Below are 24587 nucleotides of genomic sequence, written 5' to 3'. Positions count from 1 at the left end.
AGCACTCCCGGCGTTAAAATCAAACAGCAAAAAGGACGGAACATGCTGCTGTTCCGTCCCCGGTATTAAGTATTTATTCGGCATCTTTAAATTTAACCATGGGGCACTTCTTACATACATGAAGGCCGGGCCATTCCTGACCGGGAGAACCAACCATGGAAGGTCCGCCGTACTTGGCGGTGCGGCGCACCAACTGCCCGGCCAGCGCACCGATATCCCCGCCGGGTATAAACAGGTTCAATTCACCCTTTTCGGTTTTACCGGAAGTGTAGCTGCCGGCGCACATGGTGTTCATATTGGGCTTTTGTTCATTATAGCACCAGGCCATACCACCGCATACCGCTGAATTAACGGTGTGGTTGAACTGCAAGGTGGGCACCTTTTTACCCCCTATGTAATCGTTCAATATGTGATAAGCCTGCAGGGCGTTGACCACCATAAAAACAACGTCCGGTTCCACCGGAGTCTTGCCCAGCGGAGCCGTCATAAAGCCTTTTAGTTTGCCCAGGGGCAGCATCGGCTTGGCCAGCAGGCATTCTTTGGCAAAATCCCAGTCGGCGGTATACTTTACATGGCCGTCAACCTCTTCGTCGCTGGCCGCCCGAAAGCCAAAACAGGTTTTGGCGTTACCGCACATTAAATTATCCGCGTTTGCTTTAACGATGTAATTATTCATGCGGGAAGCAAGGGCAATCTGGCAGACGGTCATCTTGGGCCCGGGCACTTTTTCGGCCTTAAAGTTGTTATATTCGGTTTCGTCCCAGAAGAATTTAACGGCCACGGGATGGTAATCCAGCTTGTAGAGATACTCCATAGCATCGGCCATCTCGGAATAAGTTAAATTCTCCTTTTTAGCAAGCGCCTCAACGTTTAACAGCATACTTGCCTTTCCCCTCCTTTATTTAAATAAATACTTTTTAATTAGCACAGGTTATTTTTAATATAATTAATTGTTATAATAACCTTAACAGATACACGACAATTTTCATGTCACGGCAGCGACATACGGAACGTCTTTTTTGCGACAAAATAATGTCTTGTGGGTGACATTTTCCCTGCACATGTTTTCCACGTACGGCATGTCACTGAATTTAAGGGAAATAAAAAAACAAAAAGGGGACAGGCACCGTAAAAGGGGACTGGCTCCGATTCGTTTTGTGAATCGGTACCTGTCCCCCTTTTATCCCCTTTTACCGGAGCCAGTCCCTTTTTGGTCATTATTCAATGCACTGTTCAATTTATAAAGATCATATCCTTGATTTGTTCAAAACGCTTGTCCCCGATACCGGAAACATTTTTTATATCCTCCGGAACCATAAAAGGGCCGTTTTGGTTGCGATAGTCGATAATTCTTTGCGCCAGGGCCGGGCCGATACCGGGCAGCTTTTCCAGTTCGGCTGTCCCGGCTGTATTTAGATTTATTTTTCCGGCAGAGCCTGTGCCGCCTGGCGCGGCATACGCGGGTGGCGACGCGGGCGCAGCGCCGGGCAATCCCGATGCAACTGCCCCAACGCTGCCAGCCGGCTTTTGCGGCACTGCGGCGGCCGCTGATTGCCGGCTCTTGATATCCTCCAGAGAAGGCACTACAATTTGCCGGCCGTCCTCCAGCGGGGCGGCCAGGTTCAGGTAATCCAACGCCGAGTCGTTTGTCGGGCCCGCCTGATGCACGGCATCACCCACCCGGGAACCGGGAGACAAGCGGTACAAGCCGGGTTTTTGCACCGCCCCGACCACATGGACTACAATTTCCCCGGAGCCGGCGGTTTTACCCTGTTCCCCTGCCGGGGACACCTCCCGGCCGTTTTCCGCACCGCCGGCTGACATCACCAGGGGTTTATCCCCTGCTGAATTAATTTCCTTTATCAAAGCATATTTATAACCGGCGCCGAATAAAATGAACGCTGCGATAATTAACAGCACCAGCTGGTGTCTTTTTTCCAACTGCATGGGCCCCACCCGCTCCTACACAAATACAACGAAAAATTCGATTTTGTCCGGTAAAATCCCTCTTTTTAGACGGCTAATATTTTCACCGTCCCTTTGCACAGGAATAGCCTTTGGGGTGGCGAAAATATTATTAACCATTTTTATTAAGGAAGGCAGGGGTGTTAATATGGATTTGTTTAGATGCCTGTTGTTCGTGCCCGGCACCGACCGTAAAAAAATCCAAAAGGCCTATACCCTGAACGCCGATGCCGTAATCATAGACATGGAGGACGCGGTGGCTTTCAGCGAGAAGGACAGCGCCCGGCAGGTAATCAGCGAAGTAATCGGCTCCCCGGATTTACCCACCACCTACGTACGGGTCAACGGGGTGCAAACCCGGTATATCCTGGACGACCTGCAGGCAGTGGTGCAACCCGGTCTGAGCGGCATCATGCTGGCCAAGGCCGAATCCGCCGAAGAAGTGCGCCGCGCGGATTGGCTGATAGGGCTCCTGGAAGAAAAACGGGGCATTGCCCGGGGCACCCTGGAGTTGATTCCATTTATCGAAAGTGTCCGGGGCATTGAAAACTCAGGCGACATAGCCGCCTCCTGCCCCAGGGTCAAAAGATTGGCCTTCGGTGGCAATGATTATACCGCCGACACCTGGACCACGTATACCGAAGACGGCTCCGAGTTGTTTTACGCCCGGGCCAGGTTGATCGCGGCTTCGCGGCTGGCTGACATCGAGCCGCCGCTGGATACCGTTTGCCCTTTCATTAAAAACATCGAAGCCCTGCGGGAAGACGCCCGCCGGGCCAGAAAAATGGGCTTCCAGGGCAAGCTGGTCATCCACCCGGCACAAATTGAACCAGTGAAGGAAATATTCAGCCCCACCCCGGAGGAAGTGGCGGCGGCGGAAAAGATCGTGGCCGCTTTCGAGAAAGCGGAAGCCGAGGGCACCGGAGTCATCCAGGTAGACGGCAAAATGGTTGAATACCCCATCGTCAACCGGGCCCGGCAAATCCTGACCACGGCGGAAAAGATAAAATTCAATTAAATGAAGTCAAACAATAAGGAGAGGGCTATCCTCTCCTTTTTGTTTACCCCCGGCTCGTTCTTAAAGCGAAGGGCAAGTACAGTTAAAAACCTACATTAAGAATAAATAGATTTTAGCTTACCGTGCTTTTTAATAAAAATATTTTATTTGTATCATGCAAAACGCTTATATATAATTCATAATGTATATGTGTAAATACACCTGTGATATTTTTTTCTTTTGAAAGGAAGATAGTTGAATGAGTAATTATAATGAAATGTGGCGCTCCCTGGGGTTGAACATGGAAGCCCATGACCGGTTGCTGCAAGCATTGCCGCCCACATATCACGATGTCTACCTGACCCAGCCGAACAGGCCGCAAGGCCTGGAATATTTCGATTTTGTGGTCAACGAAATCCACGGATTAAGAATCCAGGAACTGCAGGAGCATAAGCAAAACGGCGGTAAAGTAATCGGCGCATTTTGCGTATTTGTGCCCGAAGAAATTGTCCGCGCCGCCGGCGGCATCTGCATCGGCCTTTGTTCCGGCATTGATATCGGCGCTGCCGAGGCCGAAAAGGTGCTGCCGCGCAACATTTGCCCACTGATCAAGTCATTTATGGGCTTCAAGCTGGCCAAAATATGCCCCTACTTTGAGTCCTGTGACATGGTGGTGGGCGAGACCACCTGCGACGGCAAAAAGAAAGCTTTTGAAATATTAAACGACTACGTGCCGGTACACGTTATGGAAACGCCCCAGATGAAAAGGGGGCGGGACCGGGAGCTGTGGCTGGAGGAAGTCAGGGATTTTGCGCGTCTGGTGGAGGAAACCACAGGCAACAGGCTCACTACCGAAACCCTGGCCAAATCCATCCGGGAAGTGAACGGCAAACGGCGGGCCCTGCGCCGGCTGGCTGAACTGCGCAAAAACGACCCCGCGCCTATCAGCGGCCTGGACAGTCTCCTTATTGAGCAAATCGCCATGTATGACGATGTGGAAAGGTTCACGGGCAAAGTTAATGAACTCTGCGATGAACTGGATAAAAAAGTGCAAACCGGCGAAGGGGTTTTCCCCTCCGGGACCCCCAGGGTGATCGTCACCGGCACCCCCATGGCCATTCCCAACTGGAAAGTGCCGCACCTGATCGAAACCAGCGGCGCGGTGATAGTGGCTGAGGAACTGTGCACGGGACTGCGTTATTTTGAGAATGAAGTGGCTGAAGATGCCGGGGCCATGGATGCCATGCTGGAAAACGTGGCAGCCCGGTACCTGGGAGTCAACTGCGCAGTGTTCACACCGAACACCGGGCGTATGGAGCGGCTGGTTCAGCTGGTCAGGGAATACAACGCCGACGGGGTTATCCACTGCGCCCTGTCCTTCTGTGACCCTTACGCCGTGGAAGCCAACCGGGTGGAAAAGGTTTTAAAAGAGGAAAACATACCGCTGTTGAAGATCGAAACGGGTTACGACCAGGAAGACGCCGGGCAATTGAAGACCAGGATAGAGGCATTTATTGAAATGCTCGGGTAAAGGGGTTAAAGCCATTGTACGCAGGAATAGATATCGGGTCCAGGACCATCGGTTTTGTGGTGCTTTCCGAAGGCCGGGTGGCATTGTCCCGGCTCATTGATACCGGTTTCGAACCGCTGGGCGCGGCCAAAAATATGCTTACAGAGAAGTACCGGCGGGTGGTGGCCACCGGTTACGGCCGGCACGCGGCCAAATCCCACTTTGCCGACGCGGTGATTACTGAAATAAAAGCCCACGCCCTGGGGGCCGCCCATATTTTCCCCGGGGTGCGCACGGTACTGGACATCGGCGGACAGGATACCAAGGTTATCCTGCTTGACGAGCGGGGTGTCGTTGCCGATTTTCAAATGAACGACCGGTGCTCCGCCGGAACGGGTAAATTTTTGGAGGTGATGGCCGCCGCCCTTGGATACGGTGGTATGGACGAATTCGGTGAGGCTGCTCTACAGGGCAGCGGCGGCATTAAAATCAGCAACATGTGCACCGTATTTGCCGAATCAGAAGCGGTGTCCCTGATGCACCGGGGAGCGGCCCGGGAAGACATCGCCCTGGCATTGCACTCCGCCGTGGTGGAACGAACCGCGGGTATGTTGCAAAGAATCGGCTTGACTCCACCGCTGGTATTCTCCGGCGGGGTGGCCAACAACCGGTGTATTGTAACCCTGCTGGCCGAAAAACTGGGGACGAAAGTTCTGGTGCCCCCGGAGCCACAGCTGGTGGGAGCCCTGGGTGCCGCCCTGGCTGCGGCAAAAGAGCAGCATTAGAAGGTTTCACCGACGTTTTATCAAAAATTTACTTAAGAACGTGTATTAATAATCGCTTTATTGTCTTTCGTGATTTCAGCGGCTTATTAAAGCCTGTTTTTTTTATTTTTAAAGCCGGATATATCGTAACGTAACCCAAGCTGAAAAAAAGCCCAGCATAAAACTTAATCCGGTATAAAGCCCGGTAACCAACACCTTTTTTGAGTAATTGCAATATTTCATATTCAAAAGTGGAAAAAGTAAAGGACGGGTATTATCTTGTTAAAGCAATGAGTAAGACCGAAGTTGCCGCTCGAAAATATGAATTCTATGATAGAAAACTGCGCGGATCATAATGTAGCAATTTTTTTCATTACGAAACTAAAAAGCTGCACAATGCCTGTAAAATAAGGCAAAGTATGAATACCTTCCTTTTTTTATTAGCGTTATATATGATATAATTAATATATATATCTAACTTATATATTTTACCTGCGGTAACTGCACTGGAAGGAGAATTGTGCTTGATTAAAAAAATTTTTCTAGCGTTTGATGGATCACAAAATGCACTGCGGGCGGCTAAGTTTGCTGTTGATTTGCACAAAAGCATACCGGAAGCCCGGTGTACTATAATTATTGTGGCTTCCTTCACTAAGGATGAGGCAGAATTTCTTGGCGCCAACGAAGCTGAATTTGACAATGCGTTACAAATCAATACAGATCGTTTGCTGCAAAGTGCTGTGGAATTATTTAAAAGCGAAGGATTAATAGTGGAAAAGGTTATATTGCAGGGAGATATTGCCAAAAGCATCATTGAATATGCCCGGGAACATGATTTTGATCTTATTGTCATGGGTACCCGGGGGCTGGGTAATGTAAAGGGGATGCTGCTGGGCAGCGTTAGCAATAAAGTTATTCATCAGGCACACTGCCCGGTAACCGTAGTAAAATAAGACAAGGTGATGCAATTGCGCTTTTTTAGCGTTGGTGTGGGTGGAATTTTAGGCGCACTGGCCCGCTATGCCATAAGTTTATTATTAAATGACAAAGGTATGCTTCCCTGGGGGACTTTTGCCGTAAATGTAGGGGGTTGTTTTTTTATTGCCTTATTCCTAACCCTGGTGCTGCATAAATTAAGCGGCCAATCATATTTCGTGCTAGCCGTTGCCACCGGCTTTATCGGATCGTTTACCACTTTTTCTACGCTCAGTGTGGAAGGCATCGTACTTTTTCAAACTTCTGCACCATTGGCATTGCTTTACCTGGGGCTGACACTTTTGGTAGGATTTATTTTTACCTGGTTCGGTTATGCCACGGGGCAATATATCTTAACCACCGGTTGGGGTCAAAGATGGACTGGTTTAAGTGTAAAGGGAGAAAGAAATGGTTGATTTAGTTGCAGTGGGTGCCGGTGGTTTTTTGGGCGCTACCGGCCGCTATTTAATTGGACGATTACTTGGTAAATTTTGGAAAAGGGATTTTCCACTGAGCACTTTTGTGGTTAATATGTTGGGTAGTTTTGCCCTTGGCTTACTGATGAGCCATCCCCATTTTATATCTACGCTGATGGACGGCAGCGCCCGCATAGCTTTAAGCGTGGGTTTTATGGGGTCCTTTACCACCTTTTCTACCTTGATATATGAGAGTTTTATGCTGGCCGAAAGGGGTAATTTGTCCCTGAGCGCTGCCAACATTATTCTTTCCATTATTACAGGTCTGCTTTTAGCCTGGTTGGCCATCTACTGTTTTTAAATTTAATCTCAATGATTTATGTTTATTCTGAGCAGAACCGCAACTAATAACTCCTATGGCTGGTTAGTAACAAAAAAGGATGCTACAGACGTAGGGTTGCAATCAATCGTTTGGGCTGCAGCAGTAGATCCAGGCCTTCATTGATTTCCTTTACCGCTACATCGGCATTTTGCAGCGCCTGCACGGAAGTTCCTTCCGGTCCTAAAACCACAATACCAAGGGCCGCTTTCGCCAGCATCAACTTATCGTTGGCGCCGTTGCCCACCGCCACAGTATTCTCCGCTCCCAGGCTTTCCACAAAAGCTTCTTTTTCCCCGACCCCGATTGGCTGGGACAGAATCTGAACGGTACCTTTGATGCCCTTGCACTCACCCCGGCACTTGCCGAAGGTATCGGCAGTTAGGATGTGCACTTCGAGACTCTCGCTGAGCTGATTCAACCTTTCCTCGACGCCGGGCAGCAGGACGCCGTCTTGGGCCATCGTGCCGTTGTAATCCAACACGATGTATTTAAGCTGCAGCATACCACGACCGGGTATATCCACGGAAATCACGCTTTACACCTCCTTTCAGATGAGTATGGCCGCACACCAGCACGTCGGCGTTCGCTTCCTGTAGCATGGATAACACCTCGGGCGCCCTGGCCAGGGGCGGGTACATCATGACGATCAGGCCGATGGCAATGGGGATGTTGGTGGCGCCCACCTGGCAGCGTCCCCAAAAGCCGGCAATCTGCGGGTAAATGTAGCCGCCCGCCACACCCACTGCCATCGCCAGGAAGATCCACAGAGTTAAATACCGGTCCGGAAAAGAGAGTTTGCCGGTTACTGAATCCGACATATATAAGCCTCCCAACACATTCTATTATATAAAAATCATCTTATATTTTAGACTAAATCGTGTCTGACGTGCAGCAGTTCAGGCATTCTGTTTCAAATTTAAGACCTGGGTTTTCCCTTCTTTACAAAGTGATACTTCCGCATCGCTTTCCAGCTGCTTCAGCCGCAAATGCTCCTCTTTAAATTGCGGCAGGTCGGCCAGGTCGGCATGGAAAAAGGCAATTAAATTGTTAAAACACTCGTCAAGGTATTCGATTTGCAGGCTGTAAAAGGTACGCTGGGCTTCTTTTTTTTCGGTAACCAATCCTGCTTCCTTCATGGTCCGCAGATGCTGGGATATTCTCGGCTGGCTCATGTGCAGCACCGACTCCAGTTCGCAGACGTACATGGGCCTGATGGACAAAAGTTTCAGTATTTTCAACCTGGTGGGTTCGCCCAGGGCTTTAAATATCTTTACATAATTATTTAAGTTCATTGTCAACCCCCATTAATATTTATATAATGATTTTTTTATTAAATAATATCTTTATTCATTATTATTGTCAATATTAGTTATTTTCCCAATAAGGAGGCCACCATTAAATATTAACTAAAATTCAATGGTGGAAAATAATATGCAATAACTTAAAACTATAATAGGGTAAAATAAATTTGGAGGTGAACAGATTGAAAAAAGAAAGAAAAAAAACCACCCGCCCCCGAGTAGCCCCGGGAATGAGCGATTTTTCAGAAAAAAAAGCCACCCGGGAAGAAATCCGCAAAGGTAATTTCACCCGGGTGACCAGACTTTCTTATGACGAAACAGATTAATTACAATTTAAACGGATTTGGGCCGATTTCCTTGATTACTGATTCATACTCCGCCAATTTTTGCTTTAAAACATTGTCCGGAGGATTGTAACGCTTTGTGTAAACGATTTGGTTAACAGCCAAATAAATAATTTCCTTACAAAGTTTAGTGGCAATATCAGGTTCTTCGCATGCCCATGAACATTGTTCCCTGATATTTGCGATTTCCACCGGCGCATCAAACAACGTTTTTATTCTGTTCTCCATGACAAGTGGCGAACAGCCCGCAAAAACCGTTGGACGCTTAGGAACATTAAAGGGGGAAATAAATTTTAAGTTGTTTATTTCGAGGCAAAAATTTTCGTGAATAATAACTTCATGCCTTTTGCTTTCAAAGTATTTTTTTATTTGTGGAAAATCTATGATGTCGCCAAGGCATTCTTTTTTAGCGCAGATAAGTATATTTGTTTTCATGCTCCCCCCCCCTAGCTCGCCAGTAAAATCTTCATAGCCGTTATTATCTTTTCGTCAGTACAGTACGGTAAGTCAATTGCCCCGGACCTGCAAGAACTTACACAGGTGCCACAACCCCGGCAAGCCTTACCATTAACTTCAAATTTGCCGTCTTCAACCATCTTAATTGCTCCGTAAGGACAAACCTGCCGGCAGAGACCGCAACCGGCACATTTTTGGTGGTTTATTATAGAGGGTTCTACCAGCCCTTCGCCCAAAGCGACATAACTCAGTCTTTCTCTCTCCAGAAATTGTTCTTCCAGACCTTTTTGGGCATTGGCTATTCTGTACCGAGCCAATTCATTCCCTTTCCTGAGCTGACACTGGCTGGAATCACAGCCGGCTACGATGATTCCGTCAATACCTTCCGCAATGGCATCATTAACCATGATCATATTAACCGCCCCGGTGCACGGGACCTTGATAATATATAAGTTCGGTGAATAACCTGACCCTATTTGACCCATCAAGTCAGCCTCGCCGTAAGTATAATCACAGAAAAAACCTACTATGGCCGGAGACTTGGCGCTGGCCACGGGGGCCATCATGGCGCTGATTTCTTCCAACCGGAAATCGGGTAAAGAGATTACACCCAGAGGGCATCCACCGACACAAACACCACAGCGCTGGCACACTTTCGGGGCAACTGCCGGGTACCCGTCGTCCCCCAGTTGAATAGCCTTATTGGGACATTCCTCAATACAGCGCTTGCATTTGTCACACTTAATCTTATTGATATAGGCGTGGTTTACCTGCCATTGCCCCACATCCTTGGCCTTAATCACCCTTTTTAATCCCATTTTTAAAAGAATCAAGGCCTTTTCGACTGCATCCCCGCCGTCATGGACCCATGCACATTGTTCACGCAAATTGACAATTTCAATATGCTGTCCCGGCAGGTTAAATTCCCGGGCGTATCCTTCAAAAACCGCCCCTTTGGCAAGGGGGGAGCAGGCCGCTACAACCAACCTGTCCACATCTTCTATAGCAGCCAACTCCTCAATAGCCTTTTTCCCTTGAGGACTGCAGGCCATATCTACCTGAATAACGGAGTGAACATTTTTTTCGTTGGCCATCTTTTCAGATAGATGATTAAAGTCCAGCTTGCTGTCAATAATTGAGTTGCAGCGGCATAAAACTACTCCCACTTTAGGCAATTCAGGTCCTCCTAATCATTCCTTGTTTTTACTATAAATCTTTCTATCTTTCCGTCTTTGTCAACACAAGTCCAAATAATCTTGTTCGTACCCACTTTGGGAATCAATTTTGCCGGATAATACCCTAACTGGTAAGGCAGCCTGGTTTCGATGGCACCCTGGGGACAAATTTTGGTACAGCTCATGCAGTCCCAGCAATCCCGGCTTTCCCGGCACATGGCTTTTCCGTCATCATTTAAAGTCATCAAGTTGCCGGGGCAAATCTGCTCGCACAAGGGTTCCTCTTCTGCTTTGCACCCGTCGCATTTGGTTAAATCTACTTTTGGTGGCATAAGATATTCCCCCTTATAAGTAAATTATTCTTTAGTTTGGTTTCATTCTGTCGCCCGGGACAATTTGTTCGTATTCCCGGGTAAATATTTTAACTTCCCCTGTTTCCGGGTCCCTGGTAGAATTTACGAAGCAATCAAAAGCCTCATCATTCTTTTCAGGATAATCGGTCCTGGTTTGCCAGCCCGGCCACCTGGTCTCTTTTCTGTATAACAGGTGATGAATTAATACTTCCGCCACATCGAGCCTGTCAATAACTTCATGGGCACCCATTAATTCGTGCAGGTCATTGGCGATCAGGTACTTAACCTGGTCTTGCAGTATCTTAATGTGCTTTAACGCATATTGCAGTTGTTCTTCATTCATGCGGAAAAACTGGTGTACACCGCCAGCATACTCATCCATCAACCGCTGCATTCTTTCTTCCATTTCCTTGGGCTTGACCCCGTCGCCTTCCTCGATTAATCTGAATACCGGGGCATAAATCCTTGCTTTTTCTGCTTCAACTTGTGCTTCATCAATTTCGATTTCGCCGTTCAACTGGGCCACATATTCAACTGCTCCCCGCGCTGCCAGCAAACCTTCCGCGGCGCAGCCGCCCACAAACTTATTTGGAACGCCCCCTGCCACGTCGCCGCAGGCAAACAGACCGGGCAGCGTGGTGCTCCAATCCTCGGAATTGAGCCAGTAGCCGCTGGCTGTGTGACCGCCGACTATATAAGGGTCATTGCCGTAGATCTCGATGGGTTCTTTTTTAAGGTCCTGCCCCCTGGCGGCCAGAAAAAGCACGTAAGTAGGCCTTTCATTCAGATAATCATTTTTCATTTGTTTAATTTCTTCATCGGACATGCCTGTTGTGTCCATGAAACAGGGGCCTCTACCTTCCATCCACTCTTCCATTGGAGCATTGGCTCTGATAAACCTCGGAGCGGTTTCACCACCCCACTCGGCATATCTCTTTTGCAGGATTTTCTCACCTTTACCGTTGATCATAGGCGTGCCGTAGCCTACCGAAATGGTATCAATGGGTCCGGTAAAGTCCTTGGTCCTGGTGGCACACCATCTCATTTCAAAGGTGGTCATTTCAGCACCCGCCCTGATACCCATGGCGTAACCGGCTCCCGTATTAAAGGGACTGTACCATAATTGGTGGTGACTGTCGGAACCGTCGTTGGTGTAGGGTTTATAGATGCCAGCGGCACCTCCGGTGGCTATAATGGTGGCCTTGGCCTTTACGACAACCATTTTCCCCTGTCTCACATGAAATCCCATGGCACCCACTACCCTGCCATCCTTGAGCAGGTAATTGGTTGCCACTACCCTGTTCAGCACTTCACAGCCGTATTCCCTTACTTTTTCAGCAATGATTGGTTTCATGGATTCACCTTGAATGGTAATATCCCATTTACCCCGGTTGGCATACTCTGCGGTATCTTCATTTTTCTTGATCGGCAAACCCCATTCTTCCCACTCCTCAACCGGAGCATTGAGGTTTTCCGCCACTTTTATGGCCAGGTCCTCTCTAAGGAGTCCGCCCGCCTGGGACCTGCTCCATTTGATAAAATCCTCGATTGTTTTACCTTTTTTTAGATAGGTGTTGATTGCGTCCATCCCTGCCGCCAGGCAGCCGCTGCGGTCGATATAAGCTTTTTCCATCAAGGTAACCTTCAAGTCGGGATTTTTGCGCTTGGCTTCAATGGCGGCAAAACAACCGGCGTTTCCCGCACCAATAATAAGAATATCGGTTTCGCAGTAAACTTTTTCCACTTGGTCCAAGCTTTCGGGCAACTTTGCTTTCATTGCCATTTGTTCTCCTCCTTTGCGAAATTACTTCAATTAACCATGTGGTAACATGCACTTGGCCATGCGTGCTTTAAACCCGTGAATGCTGCCGGTAGCCCAGAGCAGCACGGCTAATCCGAAACAGGCCAGTACCATTTTTTCGGTAAAGCTTCGGCCCCAAAGCAGCAAAATGGGAATGGCCAGCCCGGAAATACTCTTGGGCAAGGTGTCGGTAACCCAAATTACAATCGTCCAGGCCATTATGGCCATGGCGGCCCTGCCCTCCGCGGTTAACTCCTGGGATGTTGACACCTGCTTAATCACGGCGAAAAGAACAACCCAGGATTTGATCGGCGCCGGTAGCGCCTTCATAAAACAAATCACAAACACCTGCAGTTATATTTTTTATTTTTACTCTACTAAACCAACTTTTTTCCCTTTACTTACTGCCCCCGATACCTATCTAATTCCCACCCCCAAGCATAAGTTAAACTAATTTTTCATATAAGTGGTTTTAATAAAAATACCAAAATAATAAACACCGCATTGTCACAACTCGGACATAAGGATGTCGGGTTTGCGACATTTGAATGTAACCTTTTCGACAAAAAAAAAGCCCTTTGGGCTTTTAATTAGCTTATCCAGCTGGCCAGCTTTTCGGGATATATTTTATATATATCCCTCCCTTTAAAGATCACACTCTGTTCTTTTTTAAATGTATTTAAAACCGAGGTAACAGTTTGCCTGGATGTACCTACCATTCGAGCTATCTCTTCATGAGTTAATTTTAAATTTATTTGTAAGCCATCTTTTGAAGATAAGTTACTTTTTTCTCCAAGTTTGATCAGTACAGAAGCAATCCTTGCGGGAACCTGGCAGTAGGCCATTTCATGAATCACGGAGTGGGCTTCTCTTAACCGTGATCCTAAAACCTCAGCCACGCTTATTGCTAAAATTGGGTTATTAGCTAGAATCTTTTTAAAATCTTTATAACTCACTGCGATTACTGTTAAATCTTCCATAGCCTCTGCAAAACATATTCTTTCCCCTCCATAGAGGGCCTCAGCCAGACCCACAACTTCACCGGCGTTGCGAAAGGCCACTGTTACCTGGTGTCCTTTGTTGGTTAGCCGGTAAATATTTAACAAACCTTTTTCGATGAAATAGATATGATCCGACTTATCCCCAGCAGCAAAAAGCAATTGCCCCTTGATATAATGAAACTTGTTACCGTATGCATTGAAAATGTTTTTATCCGATTCATTGAGAGTTAATTTATTAGCGACTAAATTGAACGGATAATCATTTGATTCAATTGAGGACTGAGTCAAATATTTCACCTCCTTAGTACCTACTCATATAATCTATTGTAATATAACTGACAATTTTGATAAAGAGCTTTGACTATTTCGTTAAACAAAAGTATTTTCCATTTGAATAATCAACTGGAAAAGCGATCTCATAGCGATTCAAAATAAATGGGTTCATTAAATTTTGCGCTAATTTCAATGAGATAATTTTATAACTCTTATTAAAATTCAGCCTTACGCGTCAATAAATGTCGCCTACTACTTGAAGATGTTGCATTTTTACCTATGCTAAAATAAGCTGAAATTTGCTTATGATATTACTAGATGGAGGGGTAATTATGGAGTCAGCAGTATTGAAAGAAATTCAAAATCATTTGCTAACGCTTACCCCTAGTGCTCAAAGATGTCCCGGTCCATCACGTTAATGGACAAAAGTTTTAGTATTTTCAACCTGCTGTGTTCGCCAAGGACTTTAAATCTTTCCCAGCAAGGGCGTAACCATTAAGTATTAACTAATTTTCAATGGTGAAAAATAATATATGCAATAACTTAAAATTAAAACTATAAGGGGATAAAATAAATTTGGAGGTGAACAGTTTGAAAAAAGAAAGAAAAAAAACCCGCCCCCAAGTGGCTCCGGGAATGAGCGATTTTTTAGAAAAAAAGGCCACCCGGGAAGAAATCCGCAAAGGTAATTTCACCCGGGTGACCAGACTTTCCTATGACGAAACGCATTAAAACTGATACAACTTGATAATTGCCTTTAAGGCTGGTTATACCCAGTAAGGTCTAAAAAATCTAATCTTTGGCCTTAGACGTTTAATAACCAGAAAGAAAAATGCAAAAGCACTGATAACATACCAACCCACGCTGCCCAAACCGTCCCCGAAACCCCACACATGAATTGGAAAGCGAATAACCGTTACTGGGTAATATTTTTGTAAAATGCCCAAGGCTAGGACGTGTAAAGCAATTTCCACTACAGCTTCTTTATAGATGGTCATAAAATAATTCATCAGCGTTTCATTACCTTGTTTCTGAAATGCGGCGTACATACTTTTAGCCCCTACTTCGGAAGCATCCCTGGAAAGCTCGTTATATTTTTTTATTTCGGACATTATTTCGTCTTTTCTCTTTTGTTGGGACAGCCGGGCAGATATTATAACCACCAGTGTGGTCACAATAACAGCAAGCAAGCTGACAAAAAAGGCAGCTTTTACATTTATTACCACCACTACCCTTCAAAATTTCTATTGTAACAGTATATAAGTAATTTAAATAGAGGTCAAATGCATTAAAAAGCTATCACTGGGATTATCCCCGGTGATAGCTTTTAAAAAATCCAAGTTAATTTACCTTAGATAGGAATACCCAGCGCAGCCCATACGCCCATATAGCGCAGGCCGTAGAAAAGCAGAATGGCTGCCAGGAACAACCTGAGATATTTTTCTTTATAATACTTCTGGGTAGCAGGCCCGACAAAGGAACCGATGGCGATACCAACCAGCATGATACCCATAAACAAAAGGTCGGGCTGGGCGCCTTTTTGCAGGTAGCTGATAATAGCCACCACGGAGTTAACAAGCACAATGGTAATAGAAGTGCCGGAAACTACGAACATCGGCAACACGAATACGGAGGACAGGTACGGCACCAGCATAAAGCCGCCGCCCAGACCGAACATGGAAGCGATAATGGCGATAAAGAAACCACCCACTGCTGCCATAATGGGGTTAATGGAGAATTCCTCACCCCAGAAAGTGAACTTTAAGCTGGAAACATTGAATCTGTTGACTTTAAAACCTTCAGCAGCCAGTTCGTTCCAATTGCCGGACTGTTTAAGTTCTTTAACCTTGGCTTCAAACTTTTTGGAAATGTTCTGCAGTTTTTGTTTACCTTTACGATAAGTTTCAGTGGTTTCATAATATAATCTAATGCCAATAAAGAAAGTAATAACCCCGAACCAGAACTTATATTGTTTTAAGGTCATGGGGATCATGGGGCCTATTATTGCGCCCAGGACTACACCGGCAGCTACGCACATGGCAAGGGGTATGGCCACCCTTTTCTCCTTAAAGTACCTGGGTACCGCAATAATGGGAGAAAAGATAACAGCCATCAAATTATGCACCTTCAAGGTGTTTTTGGCGGCAGCTTTGGCTTCAGCCTCCGCCACCCCGGCGCCCATGAGGTTCTTGATCATGGCCTTGTCAAACTTAAACACAATGGTTTGACCGATAAAGGTTAAGATAGCGCCGGCGGCACCTACTGTGGAAAACACATAACCTACGATAATTCCCCAAAGCAAAATCATTATTGGATTACCTGCTATAAGATCCAAAACAAAAACCCCCCTGTTATTTTTATTTTGAAAATAAATAGTATTACTACTGTTACTTGTCAAATCCCCCCCTTTTGAATAATTTTCACGCTGCCTGACAACCGATGTTAAATTAATTAATCATCAGACTTTTTTTATAAACAGTTGCCGGAAAGCGTATTATTATCGCATGACCGTCAGCTATAACGGCCATGACCAGATCAAAGCAAGAAAGGCTTAACATTTTAGAATAATGATCATTTTTAATAATGTTTACAATAAGCATAGCAAATAATTTATACGCTAGATGTCACCGGCTTGACAGTCAAAAAGTCGTCTTAACGACAAAAAGGTGTCGCCTGCACGACACCTTTTTATGAGTTGTATTTGTATCTTTTTATTCGCAGCGCCGGCGCGAACAATCGACTGACACCTTACACATCAGGAAATAAAGCGCTGCAGAGCATGCCAGTTGGTTATTTTTATCGAGCCCCCTTCAATTTCCACGCATTGTTCGTCACGCATGGCAGTCAGTATCGCCGTAACCGTCTGCCGGGACGCCCCGATCATGGCTGCCAGTTCCTCGTGGGTAAAACGGGGTTCAATGGTAATTCCGCCGGCTACCTGCTGGCCGCAGCTTTCCGCAAATTTCAACAAAAGCGTGGCCAAACGGCCCGCCACCTGGCGGGTGACGATTTCATGCACGGCCATCTCGGCGTCCCGCATGCGAAAGGCCAGTAGTTTGGCCACCTTCAAGGCCAGCAACGTCTCGCATTCCAGCAATTCGAAAAACTTTTCCCGGTAAATGGTTACCAGTTGCACATCCGTAACGGCACCGGCGTTACAGGTACGCTCCACACCATGCAGCGCTTCCGCCAACCCCATCATTTCACCGGGCTGGCGTATGGAACCCACCGTAACGTACCGTCCGTTCCCATTAATACGAAAAATTTTGACCCAACCGCTTTCAATCAAGTATACCCGGTCCGCCGGGTCCCCGTGGCAAAAAATGTTTTCCCCCCGTTTATAATACCTGGTCAATCCCACCTGACGCAACATTTCCCTTTCGCAATCTTCCAGTTTAACTATGTTTTTTATATCCATGGACTTTCCTCCGCTTGACATTAAATAAAGCACCTTAATACATTAAAATATCTTTTGTCCTTCATTGCAGTCACACATCAGACAATAATCAGTCGCTTAAATGTCAAAAGACCGGCGCTAACAGCTACCGGTCTTTTATACCACCCATTTGGCCAGTTTATCGGGATTGACGATGCGAATCGTCCGTCCTTCAAAAACAATGCTTTTTTCCTGCTTGAAGGTGTTCAGCAGCGAAGTAACCGTCTGCCGGGATGTTCCCACCATGTTGGCTATTTCTTCATGCGTCAGCTGCAGGTTTATCTTGATGCCGTTCTTGGTCTGCTCGCCCATCCGCTCGCCCATTTTCATCAGCATCAGAGCTAATCTGCCGGGAGCCTGCCAGCAAACCATTTCGTGGATAATGGCCTCCGCCTCGCGCATCCTGGCACCCAGTAACTTGGCCACTTTTATGGCCAAAAAAGGATGCTGGGCCATTAGTTCCTCAAATTTGCTTTTGGTCATAACCACCATGGATACATTGTTAATGGCTCCGGCAAAGCAGGTACGCTCCACCCCCAGTATGGCTTCCGCCAGGCCCATCAATTCACCGGGATTGCGGATACTGCCAACCGTAACCCTCCGACCGTCGGCGGACAGCCGGTAAATCTTCACCCACCCGCTCTCCAGCAAGTAAACCCGGTCGGAAATATCTCCGGCGGCAAATATTACGTGCCCCTTGGGATAATGTACCATGGAACCGGCCCCCCGGATAAGCATCTTTTCCATCTCGGTCAGCATGGGGTCGGACCTCAATATGTTGCTGTTGGCGGACAAATCCATGATACCGCTGATGTTACTCATATTTTATCACCTCATTTTGCAACGATCTTATTAGCAACAAAAACCAATTAATTAATATATTAACAATATTTCAATATGCCACCCTGATACAAGCAAATGCTTAGGGTTATCATATGATTTTTTAAAAATTTGCGCAAGTTAAAAATAGCAGCCGACAACCAGCGCCAAAAACAGCAGGAACAAAATTGCGCAAAATATAAACAGCAATTTATATTATAACACAAATCAGTTTTTTTGGGGCCTGAAAGTATTACCTTCGGTTAGAACCCTCTGAACAAGTGACACTACCTGTCCCACAGCTTTAAAAATCGGGATTTTGGTCCTCCCCCCGGCAGTATATGGCCCGCTTGCGGTAATGTTTTGCCATTTTACCGAAGTTCTCTATATCTTCCTGGGACAATTCCCTCACTACCCTGGCCGGGGACCCCATGACCAGCACGTTGGGTGGAAACTCTTTGCCCCCGGGCACCAGCGCCCCGGCTCCGATGACGCTGTTGGCGCCGATCCGGGCTCCGGACATAATAATGGCCCCCATGCCGACCACAGCGCCGTTACCGACGTGGCAGCCATGCAATATGGCATTATGCCCCACCGTTACGTTGTCCCCGATGACCAGCGGGAAGCCTCCGTCCTCGTGCAGCACCGCTCCATCCTGTATATTGGTACCGGCACCAATTTTCACCTCATCAACATCACCGCGGATTACCGCATTATACCAGACACTGGAATCAGCGCCGATCTCCACCCGGCCAATGACTCGGGCTCCGGGGGCGATAAAAACAGTTTCGTGCAGCACCGGTTTTCTATCTCCGTAAGCGTAAATGTTTTTTTCTGTCATAAAAACCCTCCTGAAATACTTGACATAAAACACATCAGGTGTATGCTAAAAAAGTAACTCCAACTAACCAAATACAAAGCGGTGATTATTTTGCGAGACGGTACCAGAGAATTTATTCAGGGTTTTGTCGCCACCTTTATCTTTGCCTTTGAGCTGCTTCCGCTGGGCCTGTTGTTTGGCACCATGTCCGCCGATGCAGGGCTGTCGACCTGGGCCGCCGTGGGTATGTCCACCATTGTTTTTGCCGGTGCCAGCCAGTTCCTGGCAATCACTATGCTCGGCGCGGGGGCTTCCGCCACCACCATCGTTTTAGGTACTTTCTTTATCAACCTAAGGCATTTCCTGATGAGTTCATACGTGGCCGGCCTGATCCCGGGCCGCCGCCTGGCAAGTTACCTGCCCGTCGGACTGCTTATTACCGACGAAAGCTTCGCCCTGATTTCCCAGCGCTTGGGCAAGGGACAACGGGCCTCTTACCAGTATATAGTAGGCGCCAACCTGTCTGTCTATGTACAGTGGTTTATAGCCACGCTGGCCGGTCTGCTGCTGGGCAGTGCGCTTCCCGGGCTGGCGGACTTGGGCATGCAGGCCGCCCTTTATTCGTTGTTTGCCGCCATCCTGGTGCTTTCAGTTTCCAGCTATCCGGAATTTTGGGCGGCGGTACTGGCCGGTACCCTTGCCGTGGCGTTCACCATGGGCGGCTACCGCAACACTGCCATTCTGCTGGCCAGCTTGATAGCTTCCGTAACCGTACTGGGGGTGCAAAAATGGACGCAAAAATCTGGTTGATCATCGGCGGAATGGCCCTCGTAACCGCCATCCCCCGTTTATTGCCCTATTACATTTTAAATAAAACAAATCTTTCCCAACCGGTGCGCAAATGGCTCAAATTATTGCCCACCGTTATTTTTGCCAGCATGATCACGCCGCCCCTGCTGGTGGAAGGCAACAGCCTGGCACCGCAGGCCCACGTGACCGACCTGGTCACCGTGCTGGCTGCCGGCATAATCGCCTATTTCACTCGGAACATCGCTTTCAGCCTGGCCGGCGCGATCACCGTGCTGCTGGTTATACAATACCTGTTTTGAACAACGGGTGCTTTAACTCACCGATTGAACCTCGCGCACGATGCGCTGAAAAATTTCTTTAACGGACAGGATTTCCTTGATTTTAAACACATTTTGCCCGCAAAAAACCAGCCCCTCGTCCACCTCCCCGGTACGGGAGTTCTCCAGGGCATCCATGATACAATACTTGTTGGAACATGCTTTGAGGCAGTTGCGGCATCGCTCCGGTCCGGGTTGAGTGCCATGCATCAACTTGTCTACAAACTTGTTGCGCAAAGCCCGCCCGGGCATGCCCACTGGACTTTCCACCACCAGCACATCCTCCGGCCTGGCCCGCAGGTACATTTCCTTGAAAGCATCGGCCACAGCGCACTCCTTGCTCAATACAAAACGGGTAGCCATTTGCACCCCGTCGGCGCCCAGTTTGAGCATCCGGGCCACCCCAAAACCGTCGACGATGCCGCCGGCGGCAATCACCGGGATTTTCACTCTCTTTCTGATCTCCGGCAGTATTTCACAAATGGAGCGGTTGGTGCCCAAATGTCCCCCGGCTTCCGTACCTTCGGCCACCACTGCGGCGGCGCCGTATTTCTCGGCAATGGCGGCCAGCTTGCCCGAGGAAACTATGGAAACCACGGGCACCCCGGCCTCGCGCCCCCAACCGAATATATCCCGGGAAAAACCCGCCCCCGAGAATATGACGTCTATTTTTTCCTCCAGGGCCGTCCGCACCAGGGTGGCAAAATTGCGAATGGCAAACATAATGTTCACCCCGATAATGCCGTCAGTCTGCCCGCGCGCTAACCTGATTTCCTCGCGCAGCTCGTCCGACTCCATCCCGGTGGCCCCGATCACCCCGATGCCCCCGGCGTTGGCCACGGCGGCGGCCAGCGAAGCGGTGGACACCCGCAGAGCCATTCCTCCCTGGATAATAGGCAGCCTGGGAAGCAAATTGCCAATTTTTAGTTGTGGTAATTGCAAACCATATTCTCCCTTCAATAATTGCTTTTTGACGGTACATAATTATTTACCGCCGTAACCCCTTATAACTTATATTTTATCGTAATCTATTATAATATAATCCACAATACCAATCCTGGCAAATACCTGAAACTTTTTCTCTTTTTATGTTATTTAAATAGTCACTGAATAAAGGTAAAAGGAAAAAAATATTGAATATATTTCACAAACTTTTTTTGCGTGGTGAAAATTATGGCCACCGAAATAATAGTCAGACCGTGGCAGTGCATCGGCTGCAGCACCTGCGCCCTGACCTGTTCACTGGCCCACCACGGTGTGTTTGACACCGGGCGGGCCAATATCCGCATTTGCCGGGACGAATTTGCCGGAACGTTTGAACTGCGATTTTCCTCTACCTGTAACGGGTGTAAACAATGCGCCCGGGTCTGCCCGTCAGGAGCCCTGCAACTGGTGGATGTACCGGGGAAAAAAGAGAGGGAGGTAAGCAGCAGATGACGGCAATCTTCGGATATGCAGGAAAAATCCTTGACATTGACCTTTCCACGCATAGCATTAAAACTTACCTGCCGGATGGGGAGAGTAATCGAAAATACCTTTCCGGCGTGGGATTTAACGCCAAAGTATTGTATGAAGAACTACCGGCCGGCGCCGACCCCCTGGGCCCCGAAAACATACTGGTTTTCCACGTGGGCGCACTGGTGGGCACCAATGTTCCCACCGCCAGCCGGTCGGAAGTGTCGGCCAAATCCCCGGCCACCGGCCTGTTCGGCACCGCCAACTCCGGTAATTACTGGGGCAGCGAGCTTAAATACGCCGGTTATGACGGCATCGTCATCCGGGGCCGGGCCGCGCACCCGGTTTATATCCTGGTTACCAACGATAACGTGCGCATCATTCCCGCCGGACACCTGTGGGGCCGGGATGCCTGGGAAACCATTGCCGCCCTGCGCGCTGAATTACGGGACCGGGATATGCAAGTGGCCTCCATCGGCCCCGCAGGCGAAAACCTGGTCCGTTTCGCCAGCATCGAAAACGGTCCATTCGATGCCTGGGCCCGCACCGGCCTGGGGGCGGTGATGGGCTCCAAAAATCTGAAAGCCGTCGCCGTCCGGGGCACCGGACATGTTCGAGTGGCCCGGCGGCGGGAATTCATGGAAAAGGTGGCGGCCACCCGCAAGGCCATTTACGCTTCCCCATTTTACGGCCCCTTCGAACGCTTCGGCACCATGCTGGTAACCCTGCCCTACCAGGAATTCGGCATCCTGCCCGGTCGCAACTTTCAAACCGGTATCGTTGACGGTTGGGTGGAATCCAGAAGCCGCAAACAGGTATCCCGGTACAGCAACCGCGGGGTGGCCTGCATCGCCTGTCCCATCGCCTGCGCCCACTGGGTGGAAATCAAAGACGGCCCGTATAAGGGCTTGAAAGTCAAGGATATGGAGGTAACACCGGTAATCGGGTTCGGAGCCGGTTGCGATATCAACAACCTGCCGGCCATCGCCCGCATCACGGAAATTTGCCAGCGCCTGGGCCTGGACATGGTTTCCGCTGCCTCAGCCGTGGCCCTGGCCATGGAGTTATACGAGAAGGGAACAATAAGCGAGGGCGACCTGGGTTATCCCCTGCCCTGGGGCAGCGAAGAGCAAACCTTTAAACTGCTGCACGACATCGCCCACCGGCAGGGGATCGGGGATACGCTGGCCGAGGGCACCCGCCGGGCCTCAGACCGCATCACGGGCAGCGATAAAAACGTCCCCCATGTCAAAGGGCTGGAGTGCTTTTTAATCGACCCGCGCGGGCGCTGGTCCACCTGGACCCTGGGATACATTACCAACATCCGAGGCGGCGACCACCTGCGCACCCGCAACCCGGTGGAAAATTTACGCTATAATGACAACCCAACGCCCTACCGCACGGAGAAATTTGCCTTTCCGGAAGCCATGTACCACAACCTGGACATGCCGGAAGCACTGAAAAAAGAGATCTTCGATCCCACCACCCGGGACGTGGACATCCCCAAAATGAGCAAGTGGTCCGAGGACCTGATTTCACTTTACAACGCCACGGGCATGTGCATCAGGCCCCCGGTGCTGCACACCGTCGGGCCCACCCTCATCGCCGGGCTGTATTCAGCCCTCACAGGCATCGACATCACCCCGGAGGATGCTATCCAGGCCGGGGAAAGGACCTGGAACCTGCAAAAGCTGTTTAACATCAAACACGGGGAAAAACCCGCCTATAGCGACTACCCCGCCCGGTTTTACGAGGAACCGGTGGGCGCCGGCCCCCAAAAAGGACGCAAACTGGACCGGACCAAAGTGCGGGAAACCCTGGCCGACTACTACCGCGCCCGGGGCTGGGACCCACAAACCGGAAAACCTACCCCTCAAAAACTGGCCGAGTTAAAACTTGATGATTTGTTTTAAAAACTATTCTAACAGAGGGGGTAACAGCAATGCGTTCTGATAGGTTCAGGATTTACCTCAAAAACCAAGTTTCTTATTTAGCCAAACGATAAAAAATAACACAAAAAAATACCCCTCTATTACATAAAGATAAATCTATTTTTAAGGCTAGAAGCCATTCACACAAAATATCGAATATTCCCCGGCTCCTCTGTGCCTTGTAGTTCATTTATATTGTAGGTTCTAACTGTTTTACTGGTAATGACTCTTCTATTACATCTAAACCCAAACCTGATACTATTTGTTGGGTTGGGGTAAAAAAAGTTGTAGATCCTTTTCCTGCAACAGTAATACCACATAAACCGTTATTGTTCCATGTTGTAAGTGGACCACCTTACCTGGCCCGCTACAGGTGTATCAACAGCGGCACCAGAAACGGCACCAGGGCAGATAAGGTGGTTCCGTTGACCACGGCGATCACCGTGGTATCCGCGTCGGTGGACCGCGCAATCAAAGGCAGGGTGGTATCCATGGTGGTGGCCCCGCCGGGAGATACCGCCACCAGGTGGCCCAATCGCACCGCCAGCGCCGGAATGAGCACGAAAGCCAAGAGTTCCCGGCTGATATTGGTCAAAAACGCCAGCGCCCCGGTTTCCACGCTGTATATCTTGGCAATGAGCACCCCGGACAGGCTGTACCAGCCAAATCCCGCGCCGATAGCCGACGACTCATTGACGGGCAATCCCAGCAGCCCCCCCCCGGCCACCGCGCCGGCCAGGCTGCCCAGGGCCACCAGGGCGGGCACCAGCAGCACCTTCCAGCCCAGGGCCCGCAGGCGCAGCCAGGTCTGGCGCTGGCTTCCCAGGTCCATGCCCACTCCCACCAACATCAGACACAGGGCAACAGTGGTAACAGTATCCAGGTGGGTTGTTATGTCCGGCGGCAGCAGCCAGTAGCCCAGCATTACGCCCGCCAGAATGGCGCCGATTACCAATACAGTCATTGCTTTTCCCTCCTTTGCCCGCGGGTCAACTTTGCATCCAAACCCCGGTAAATAAAGTTGCGGGCCAGGTATACCATAAGCACGCTGCCCAGCACACTAAAAACCGACAGCACAACCGCCTGCAGCCCCATCCGCCCCAGGTTCGCCAGCACCCGTTCATCACTGCCCAGTTGCGCGCCCATGGATACCAGCATGATAAACAGCCCCGCCAGGGTTACTACATGGGCCGCCCGTGCCCCCCGGCCCGATAACGGGCGCAAATGCCCCCAAATTATGCCTATGCCCAGGCTGACAAATATTAATGTCATTGTTCTTTCTCCCC

General features: G+C 48.9%; 30 protein-coding genes and 1 pseudogene. 12 read left to right on the top strand and 19 right to left on the bottom strand.

The annotated features are described in order from the left end of the window. Positions 1 to 73: 73 nt before the first annotated feature. Together BM299_RS03570 and BM299_RS03565 are read right to left on the bottom strand one after the other, a co-directional pair. Positions 74 to 880, bottom strand: a complete 807-nt coding sequence (locus BM299_RS03570) for a DUF169 domain-containing protein (RefSeq protein WP_092482086.1) — start codon at positions 878 to 880, stop codon at positions 74 to 76. A 353-nt stretch (positions 881 to 1233) separates the two neighbouring features. Continuing rightward, positions 1234 to 1947, bottom strand: coding sequence for a ComEA family DNA-binding protein (locus BM299_RS03565; protein ID WP_092482085.1), 714 nt, complete (start codon positions 1945 to 1947; stop codon positions 1234 to 1236). A 166-nt stretch (positions 1948 to 2113) separates the two neighbouring features. Here BM299_RS03565 and BM299_RS03560 point away from each other — a divergent pair, with 166 nt between their 5' ends. The 6 genes from BM299_RS03560 (at position 2114) to BM299_RS03535 (ending at position 6988) form a co-directional block, all read left to right on the top strand. Beyond that, a complete protein-coding gene (locus tag BM299_RS03560) occupies positions 2114 to 2983 on the top strand; it encodes an HpcH/HpaI aldolase/citrate lyase family protein (RefSeq protein WP_092482179.1) in 870 nt (289 codons plus the stop codon). A 238-nt stretch (positions 2984 to 3221) separates the two neighbouring features. Then, positions 3222 to 4493, top strand: a complete 1272-nt coding sequence (locus BM299_RS03555; protein WP_092482084.1) for a double-cubane-cluster-containing anaerobic reductase — start codon at positions 3222 to 3224, stop codon at positions 4491 to 4493. Positions 4494 to 4507: 14 nt separating this feature from the next. After that, the gene (locus BM299_RS03550; protein ID WP_092482083.1) at positions 4508 to 5257 is read left to right on the top strand and encodes an acyl-CoA dehydratase activase; all 750 of its coding nucleotides are present in this window, start codon (positions 4508 to 4510) and stop codon (positions 5255 to 5257) included. Positions 5258 to 5760: 503 nt separating this feature from the next. Beyond that, positions 5761 to 6189 (top strand): universal stress protein, encoded by a 429-nt coding sequence (locus tag BM299_RS03545; RefSeq protein WP_165608166.1) that lies wholly within the window; start codon positions 5761 to 5763, stop codon positions 6187 to 6189. A gap of 15 nt (positions 6190 to 6204) precedes the next feature. Then, entirely contained in the window at positions 6205 to 6627 is a 423-nt protein-coding gene (locus BM299_RS03540) for a fluoride efflux transporter FluC (RefSeq protein ID WP_165608165.1), read from the top strand. Next, positions 6620 to 6988 (top strand): fluoride efflux transporter FluC, encoded by a 369-nt coding sequence (locus BM299_RS03535; RefSeq protein ID WP_092482080.1) that lies wholly within the window; start codon positions 6620 to 6622, stop codon positions 6986 to 6988. Before BM299_RS03540 ends, BM299_RS03535 begins: the two co-directional genes overlap by 8 nt. Before the next feature lie 82 nt (positions 6989 to 7070). On the opposite strand, the gene BM299_RS03530 is transcribed toward BM299_RS03535, so the two are convergent. The 3 genes and pseudogenes from BM299_RS03530 to BM299_RS03520 all read right to left on the bottom strand — a co-directional run bounded on the left by BM299_RS03530 (position 7071) and on the right by BM299_RS03520 (position 8301). Further along, positions 7071 to 7541, bottom strand: a complete 471-nt coding sequence (locus BM299_RS03530) for an HAD family hydrolase (RefSeq protein WP_092482079.1) — start codon at positions 7539 to 7541, stop codon at positions 7071 to 7073. An 85-nt stretch (positions 7542 to 7626) separates the two neighbouring features. Further along, a pseudogene (locus BM299_RS03525) lies at positions 7627 to 7827 on the bottom strand (arsenic resistance protein); the annotation flags it as partial. A 78-nt stretch (positions 7828 to 7905) separates the two neighbouring features. Then, on the bottom strand, positions 7906 to 8301 hold the full coding sequence (locus BM299_RS03520; RefSeq protein ID WP_092482078.1) for an ArsR/SmtB family transcription factor: 396 nt from the start codon (positions 8299 to 8301) through the stop codon (positions 7906 to 7908). A 191-nt stretch (positions 8302 to 8492) separates the two neighbouring features. Here BM299_RS03520 and BM299_RS19220 point away from each other — a divergent pair, with 191 nt between their 5' ends. Further along, positions 8493 to 8636: a hypothetical protein gene (locus tag BM299_RS19220; RefSeq protein WP_165608160.1), complete on the top strand. Its 144-nt coding sequence runs from the start codon at positions 8493 to 8495 to the stop codon at positions 8634 to 8636. Here BM299_RS19220 and BM299_RS03515 read toward each other — a convergent pair whose 3' ends face one another. The 6 genes from BM299_RS03515 to BM299_RS03485 all read right to left on the bottom strand — a co-directional run bounded on the left by BM299_RS03515 (position 8637) and on the right by BM299_RS03485 (position 13728). Continuing rightward, positions 8637 to 9089, bottom strand: a complete 453-nt coding sequence (locus BM299_RS03515) for a hypothetical protein (RefSeq protein WP_092482077.1) — start codon at positions 9087 to 9089, stop codon at positions 8637 to 8639. 11 nt (positions 9090 to 9100) lie between these two features. Beyond that, positions 9101 to 10276, bottom strand: a complete 1176-nt coding sequence (locus tag BM299_RS03510) for a hydrogenase iron-sulfur subunit (protein WP_245779638.1) — start codon at positions 10274 to 10276, stop codon at positions 9101 to 9103. A gap of 20 nt (positions 10277 to 10296) precedes the next feature. Then, positions 10297 to 10617 (bottom strand): 4Fe-4S binding protein, encoded by a 321-nt coding sequence (locus BM299_RS03505; protein WP_092482075.1) that lies wholly within the window; start codon positions 10615 to 10617, stop codon positions 10297 to 10299. 31 nt (positions 10618 to 10648) lie between these two features. Next, positions 10649 to 12415 (bottom strand): adenylyl-sulfate reductase subunit alpha, encoded by a 1767-nt coding sequence (locus BM299_RS03500; protein WP_092482178.1) that lies wholly within the window; start codon positions 12413 to 12415, stop codon positions 10649 to 10651. Between the two features lie 36 nt (positions 12416 to 12451). After that, complete coding sequence (locus tag BM299_RS03495) at positions 12452 to 12769, bottom strand: hypothetical protein (protein WP_131820599.1); 318 nt, start codon at positions 12767 to 12769, stop codon at positions 12452 to 12454. A gap of 260 nt (positions 12770 to 13029) precedes the next feature. Beyond that, the gene (locus tag BM299_RS03485; protein WP_245779626.1) at positions 13030 to 13728 is read right to left on the bottom strand and encodes a Crp/Fnr family transcriptional regulator; all 699 of its coding nucleotides are present in this window, start codon (positions 13726 to 13728) and stop codon (positions 13030 to 13032) included. Between the two features lie 576 nt (positions 13729 to 14304). Between BM299_RS03485 and BM299_RS19215 the strand changes: the two genes are divergently transcribed. Further along, positions 14305 to 14445, top strand: coding sequence for a hypothetical protein (locus tag BM299_RS19215; protein ID WP_165608159.1), 141 nt, complete (start codon positions 14305 to 14307; stop codon positions 14443 to 14445). A 35-nt stretch (positions 14446 to 14480) separates the two neighbouring features. On the opposite strand, the gene BM299_RS03480 is transcribed toward BM299_RS19215, so the two are convergent. From BM299_RS03480 to BM299_RS03460, 5 genes are all read right to left on the bottom strand, one after another. Further along, entirely contained in the window at positions 14481 to 14939 is a 459-nt protein-coding gene (locus BM299_RS03480) for a hypothetical protein (RefSeq protein ID WP_092482072.1), read from the bottom strand. Between the two features lie 125 nt (positions 14940 to 15064). Next, positions 15065 to 16048, bottom strand: a complete 984-nt coding sequence (locus tag BM299_RS03475) for a sulfite exporter TauE/SafE family protein (RefSeq protein WP_131820598.1) — start codon at positions 16046 to 16048, stop codon at positions 15065 to 15067. A 420-nt stretch (positions 16049 to 16468) separates the two neighbouring features. Next, positions 16469 to 17131, bottom strand: a complete 663-nt coding sequence (locus BM299_RS03470) for a Crp/Fnr family transcriptional regulator (RefSeq protein WP_207545119.1) — start codon at positions 17129 to 17131, stop codon at positions 16469 to 16471. A gap of 135 nt (positions 17132 to 17266) precedes the next feature. Then, positions 17267 to 17950 carry a Crp/Fnr family transcriptional regulator gene (locus tag BM299_RS03465; protein ID WP_165608171.1) on the bottom strand — a complete coding sequence of 228 codons (684 nt, stop codon included), beginning with the start codon at positions 17948 to 17950 and terminating at the stop codon, positions 17267 to 17269. A gap of 322 nt (positions 17951 to 18272) precedes the next feature. Continuing rightward, complete coding sequence (locus BM299_RS03460; RefSeq protein ID WP_092482069.1) at positions 18273 to 18809, bottom strand: gamma carbonic anhydrase family protein; 537 nt, start codon at positions 18807 to 18809, stop codon at positions 18273 to 18275. 90 nt (positions 18810 to 18899) lie between these two features. On the opposite strand from BM299_RS03460, the gene BM299_RS03455 reads away from it, so the two are divergent. After that, on the top strand, positions 18900 to 19598 hold the full coding sequence (locus BM299_RS03455) for an AzlC family ABC transporter permease (RefSeq protein ID WP_092482068.1): 699 nt from the start codon (positions 18900 to 18902) through the stop codon (positions 19596 to 19598). Further along, positions 19577 to 19897 (top strand): AzlD domain-containing protein, encoded by a 321-nt coding sequence (locus BM299_RS03450; RefSeq protein ID WP_092482067.1) that lies wholly within the window; start codon positions 19577 to 19579, stop codon positions 19895 to 19897. Before BM299_RS03455 ends, BM299_RS03450 begins: the two co-directional genes overlap by 22 nt. A gap of 12 nt (positions 19898 to 19909) precedes the next feature. Here the strand turns inward: BM299_RS03450 and BM299_RS03445 are convergent, their stop codons facing one another. Beyond that, the gene (locus BM299_RS03445) at positions 19910 to 20857 is read right to left on the bottom strand and encodes an NAD(P)H-dependent flavin oxidoreductase (RefSeq protein ID WP_092482066.1); all 948 of its coding nucleotides are present in this window, start codon (positions 20855 to 20857) and stop codon (positions 19910 to 19912) included. Positions 20858 to 21088: 231 nt separating this feature from the next. Between BM299_RS03445 and BM299_RS03440 the strand changes: the two genes are divergently transcribed. Both BM299_RS03440 and BM299_RS03435 read left to right on the top strand, forming a co-directional pair. Then, entirely contained in the window at positions 21089 to 21352 is a 264-nt protein-coding gene (locus BM299_RS03440; protein WP_092482065.1) for a 4Fe-4S dicluster domain-containing protein, read from the top strand. Then, positions 21349 to 23283: an aldehyde ferredoxin oxidoreductase family protein gene (locus tag BM299_RS03435; RefSeq protein WP_165608162.1), complete on the top strand. Its 1935-nt coding sequence runs from the start codon at positions 21349 to 21351 to the stop codon at positions 23281 to 23283. The genes BM299_RS03440 and BM299_RS03435 overlap by 4 nt, the downstream gene beginning before the upstream one ends. Positions 23284 to 23668: 385 nt before the next feature. On the opposite strand, the gene BM299_RS03430 is transcribed toward BM299_RS03435, so the two are convergent. Beyond that, complete coding sequence (locus tag BM299_RS03430) at positions 23669 to 24265, bottom strand: LysO family transporter (protein WP_092482064.1); 597 nt, start codon at positions 24263 to 24265, stop codon at positions 23669 to 23671. Beyond that, a complete protein-coding gene (locus BM299_RS03425; RefSeq protein ID WP_092482063.1) occupies positions 24262 to 24573 on the bottom strand; it encodes a LysO family transporter in 312 nt (103 codons plus the stop codon). Before BM299_RS03425 ends, BM299_RS03430 begins: the two co-directional genes overlap by 4 nt. Positions 24574 to 24587: the final 14 nt, after the last annotated feature.

The organism is Desulfoscipio geothermicus DSM 3669 (assembly GCF_900115975.1).
Taxonomy (GTDB): Bacteria; Bacillota; Desulfotomaculia; order Desulfotomaculales; family Desulfallaceae; genus Desulfoscipio; species Desulfoscipio geothermicus.
This window is presented reverse-complemented; position numbering and strand designations above follow the sequence as displayed.

Excerpts from the sequence above, each read along its gene's own strand:
- BM299_RS03570 (WP_092482086.1), bottom strand. The coding sequence starts at position 880 with ATGCTGTTAAACGTTGAGGCGCTTGCTAAAAAGGAGAATTTAACTTAT.
- BM299_RS03565 (WP_092482085.1), bottom strand. The coding sequence starts at position 1,947 with ATGCAGTTGGAAAAAAGACACCAGCTGGTGCTGTTAATTATCGCAGCG.
- BM299_RS03560 (WP_092482179.1), top strand. The coding sequence starts at position 2,114 with ATGGATTTGTTTAGATGCCTGTTGTTCGTGCCCGGCACCGACCGTAAA.
- BM299_RS03555 (WP_092482084.1), top strand. The coding sequence starts at position 3,222 with ATGAGTAATTATAATGAAATGTGGCGCTCCCTGGGGTTGAACATGGAA.
- BM299_RS03535 (WP_092482080.1), top strand. The coding sequence starts at position 6,620 with ATGGTTGATTTAGTTGCAGTGGGTGCCGGTGGTTTTTTGGGCGCTACC.
- BM299_RS03520 (WP_092482078.1), bottom strand. The coding sequence starts at position 8,301 with ATGAACTTAAATAATTATGTAAAGATATTTAAAGCCCTGGGCGAACCC.
- BM299_RS03515 (WP_092482077.1), bottom strand. The coding sequence starts at position 9,089 with ATGAAAACAAATATACTTATCTGCGCTAAAAAAGAATGCCTTGGCGAC.
- BM299_RS03505 (WP_092482075.1), bottom strand. The coding sequence starts at position 10,617 with ATGCCACCAAAAGTAGATTTAACCAAATGCGACGGGTGCAAAGCAGAA.
- BM299_RS03500 (WP_092482178.1), bottom strand. The coding sequence starts at position 12,415 with ATGAAAGCAAAGTTGCCCGAAAGCTTGGACCAAGTGGAAAAAGTTTAC.
- BM299_RS03495 (WP_131820599.1), bottom strand. The coding sequence starts at position 12,769 with ATGAAGGCGCTACCGGCGCCGATCAAATCCTGGGTTGTTCTTTTCGCC.
- BM299_RS03470 (WP_207545119.1), bottom strand. The coding sequence starts at position 17,131 with ATGGATATAAAAAACATAGTTAAACTGGAAGATTGCGAAAGGGAAATG.
- BM299_RS03465 (WP_165608171.1), bottom strand. The coding sequence starts at position 17,950 with ATGGATTTGTCCGCCAACAGCAACATATTGAGGTCCGACCCCATGCTG.
- BM299_RS03460 (WP_092482069.1), bottom strand. The coding sequence starts at position 18,809 with ATGACAGAAAAAAACATTTACGCTTACGGAGATAGAAAACCGGTGCTG.
- BM299_RS03450 (WP_092482067.1), top strand. The coding sequence starts at position 19,577 with ATGGACGCAAAAATCTGGTTGATCATCGGCGGAATGGCCCTCGTAACC.
- BM299_RS03440 (WP_092482065.1), top strand. The coding sequence starts at position 21,089 with ATGGCCACCGAAATAATAGTCAGACCGTGGCAGTGCATCGGCTGCAGC.
- BM299_RS03435 (WP_165608162.1), top strand. The coding sequence starts at position 21,349 with ATGACGGCAATCTTCGGATATGCAGGAAAAATCCTTGACATTGACCTT.
- BM299_RS03430 (WP_092482064.1), bottom strand. The coding sequence starts at position 24,265 with ATGACTGTATTGGTAATCGGCGCCATTCTGGCGGGCGTAATGCTGGGC.
- BM299_RS03425 (WP_092482063.1), bottom strand. The coding sequence starts at position 24,573 with ATGACATTAATATTTGTCAGCCTGGGCATAGGCATAATTTGGGGGCAT.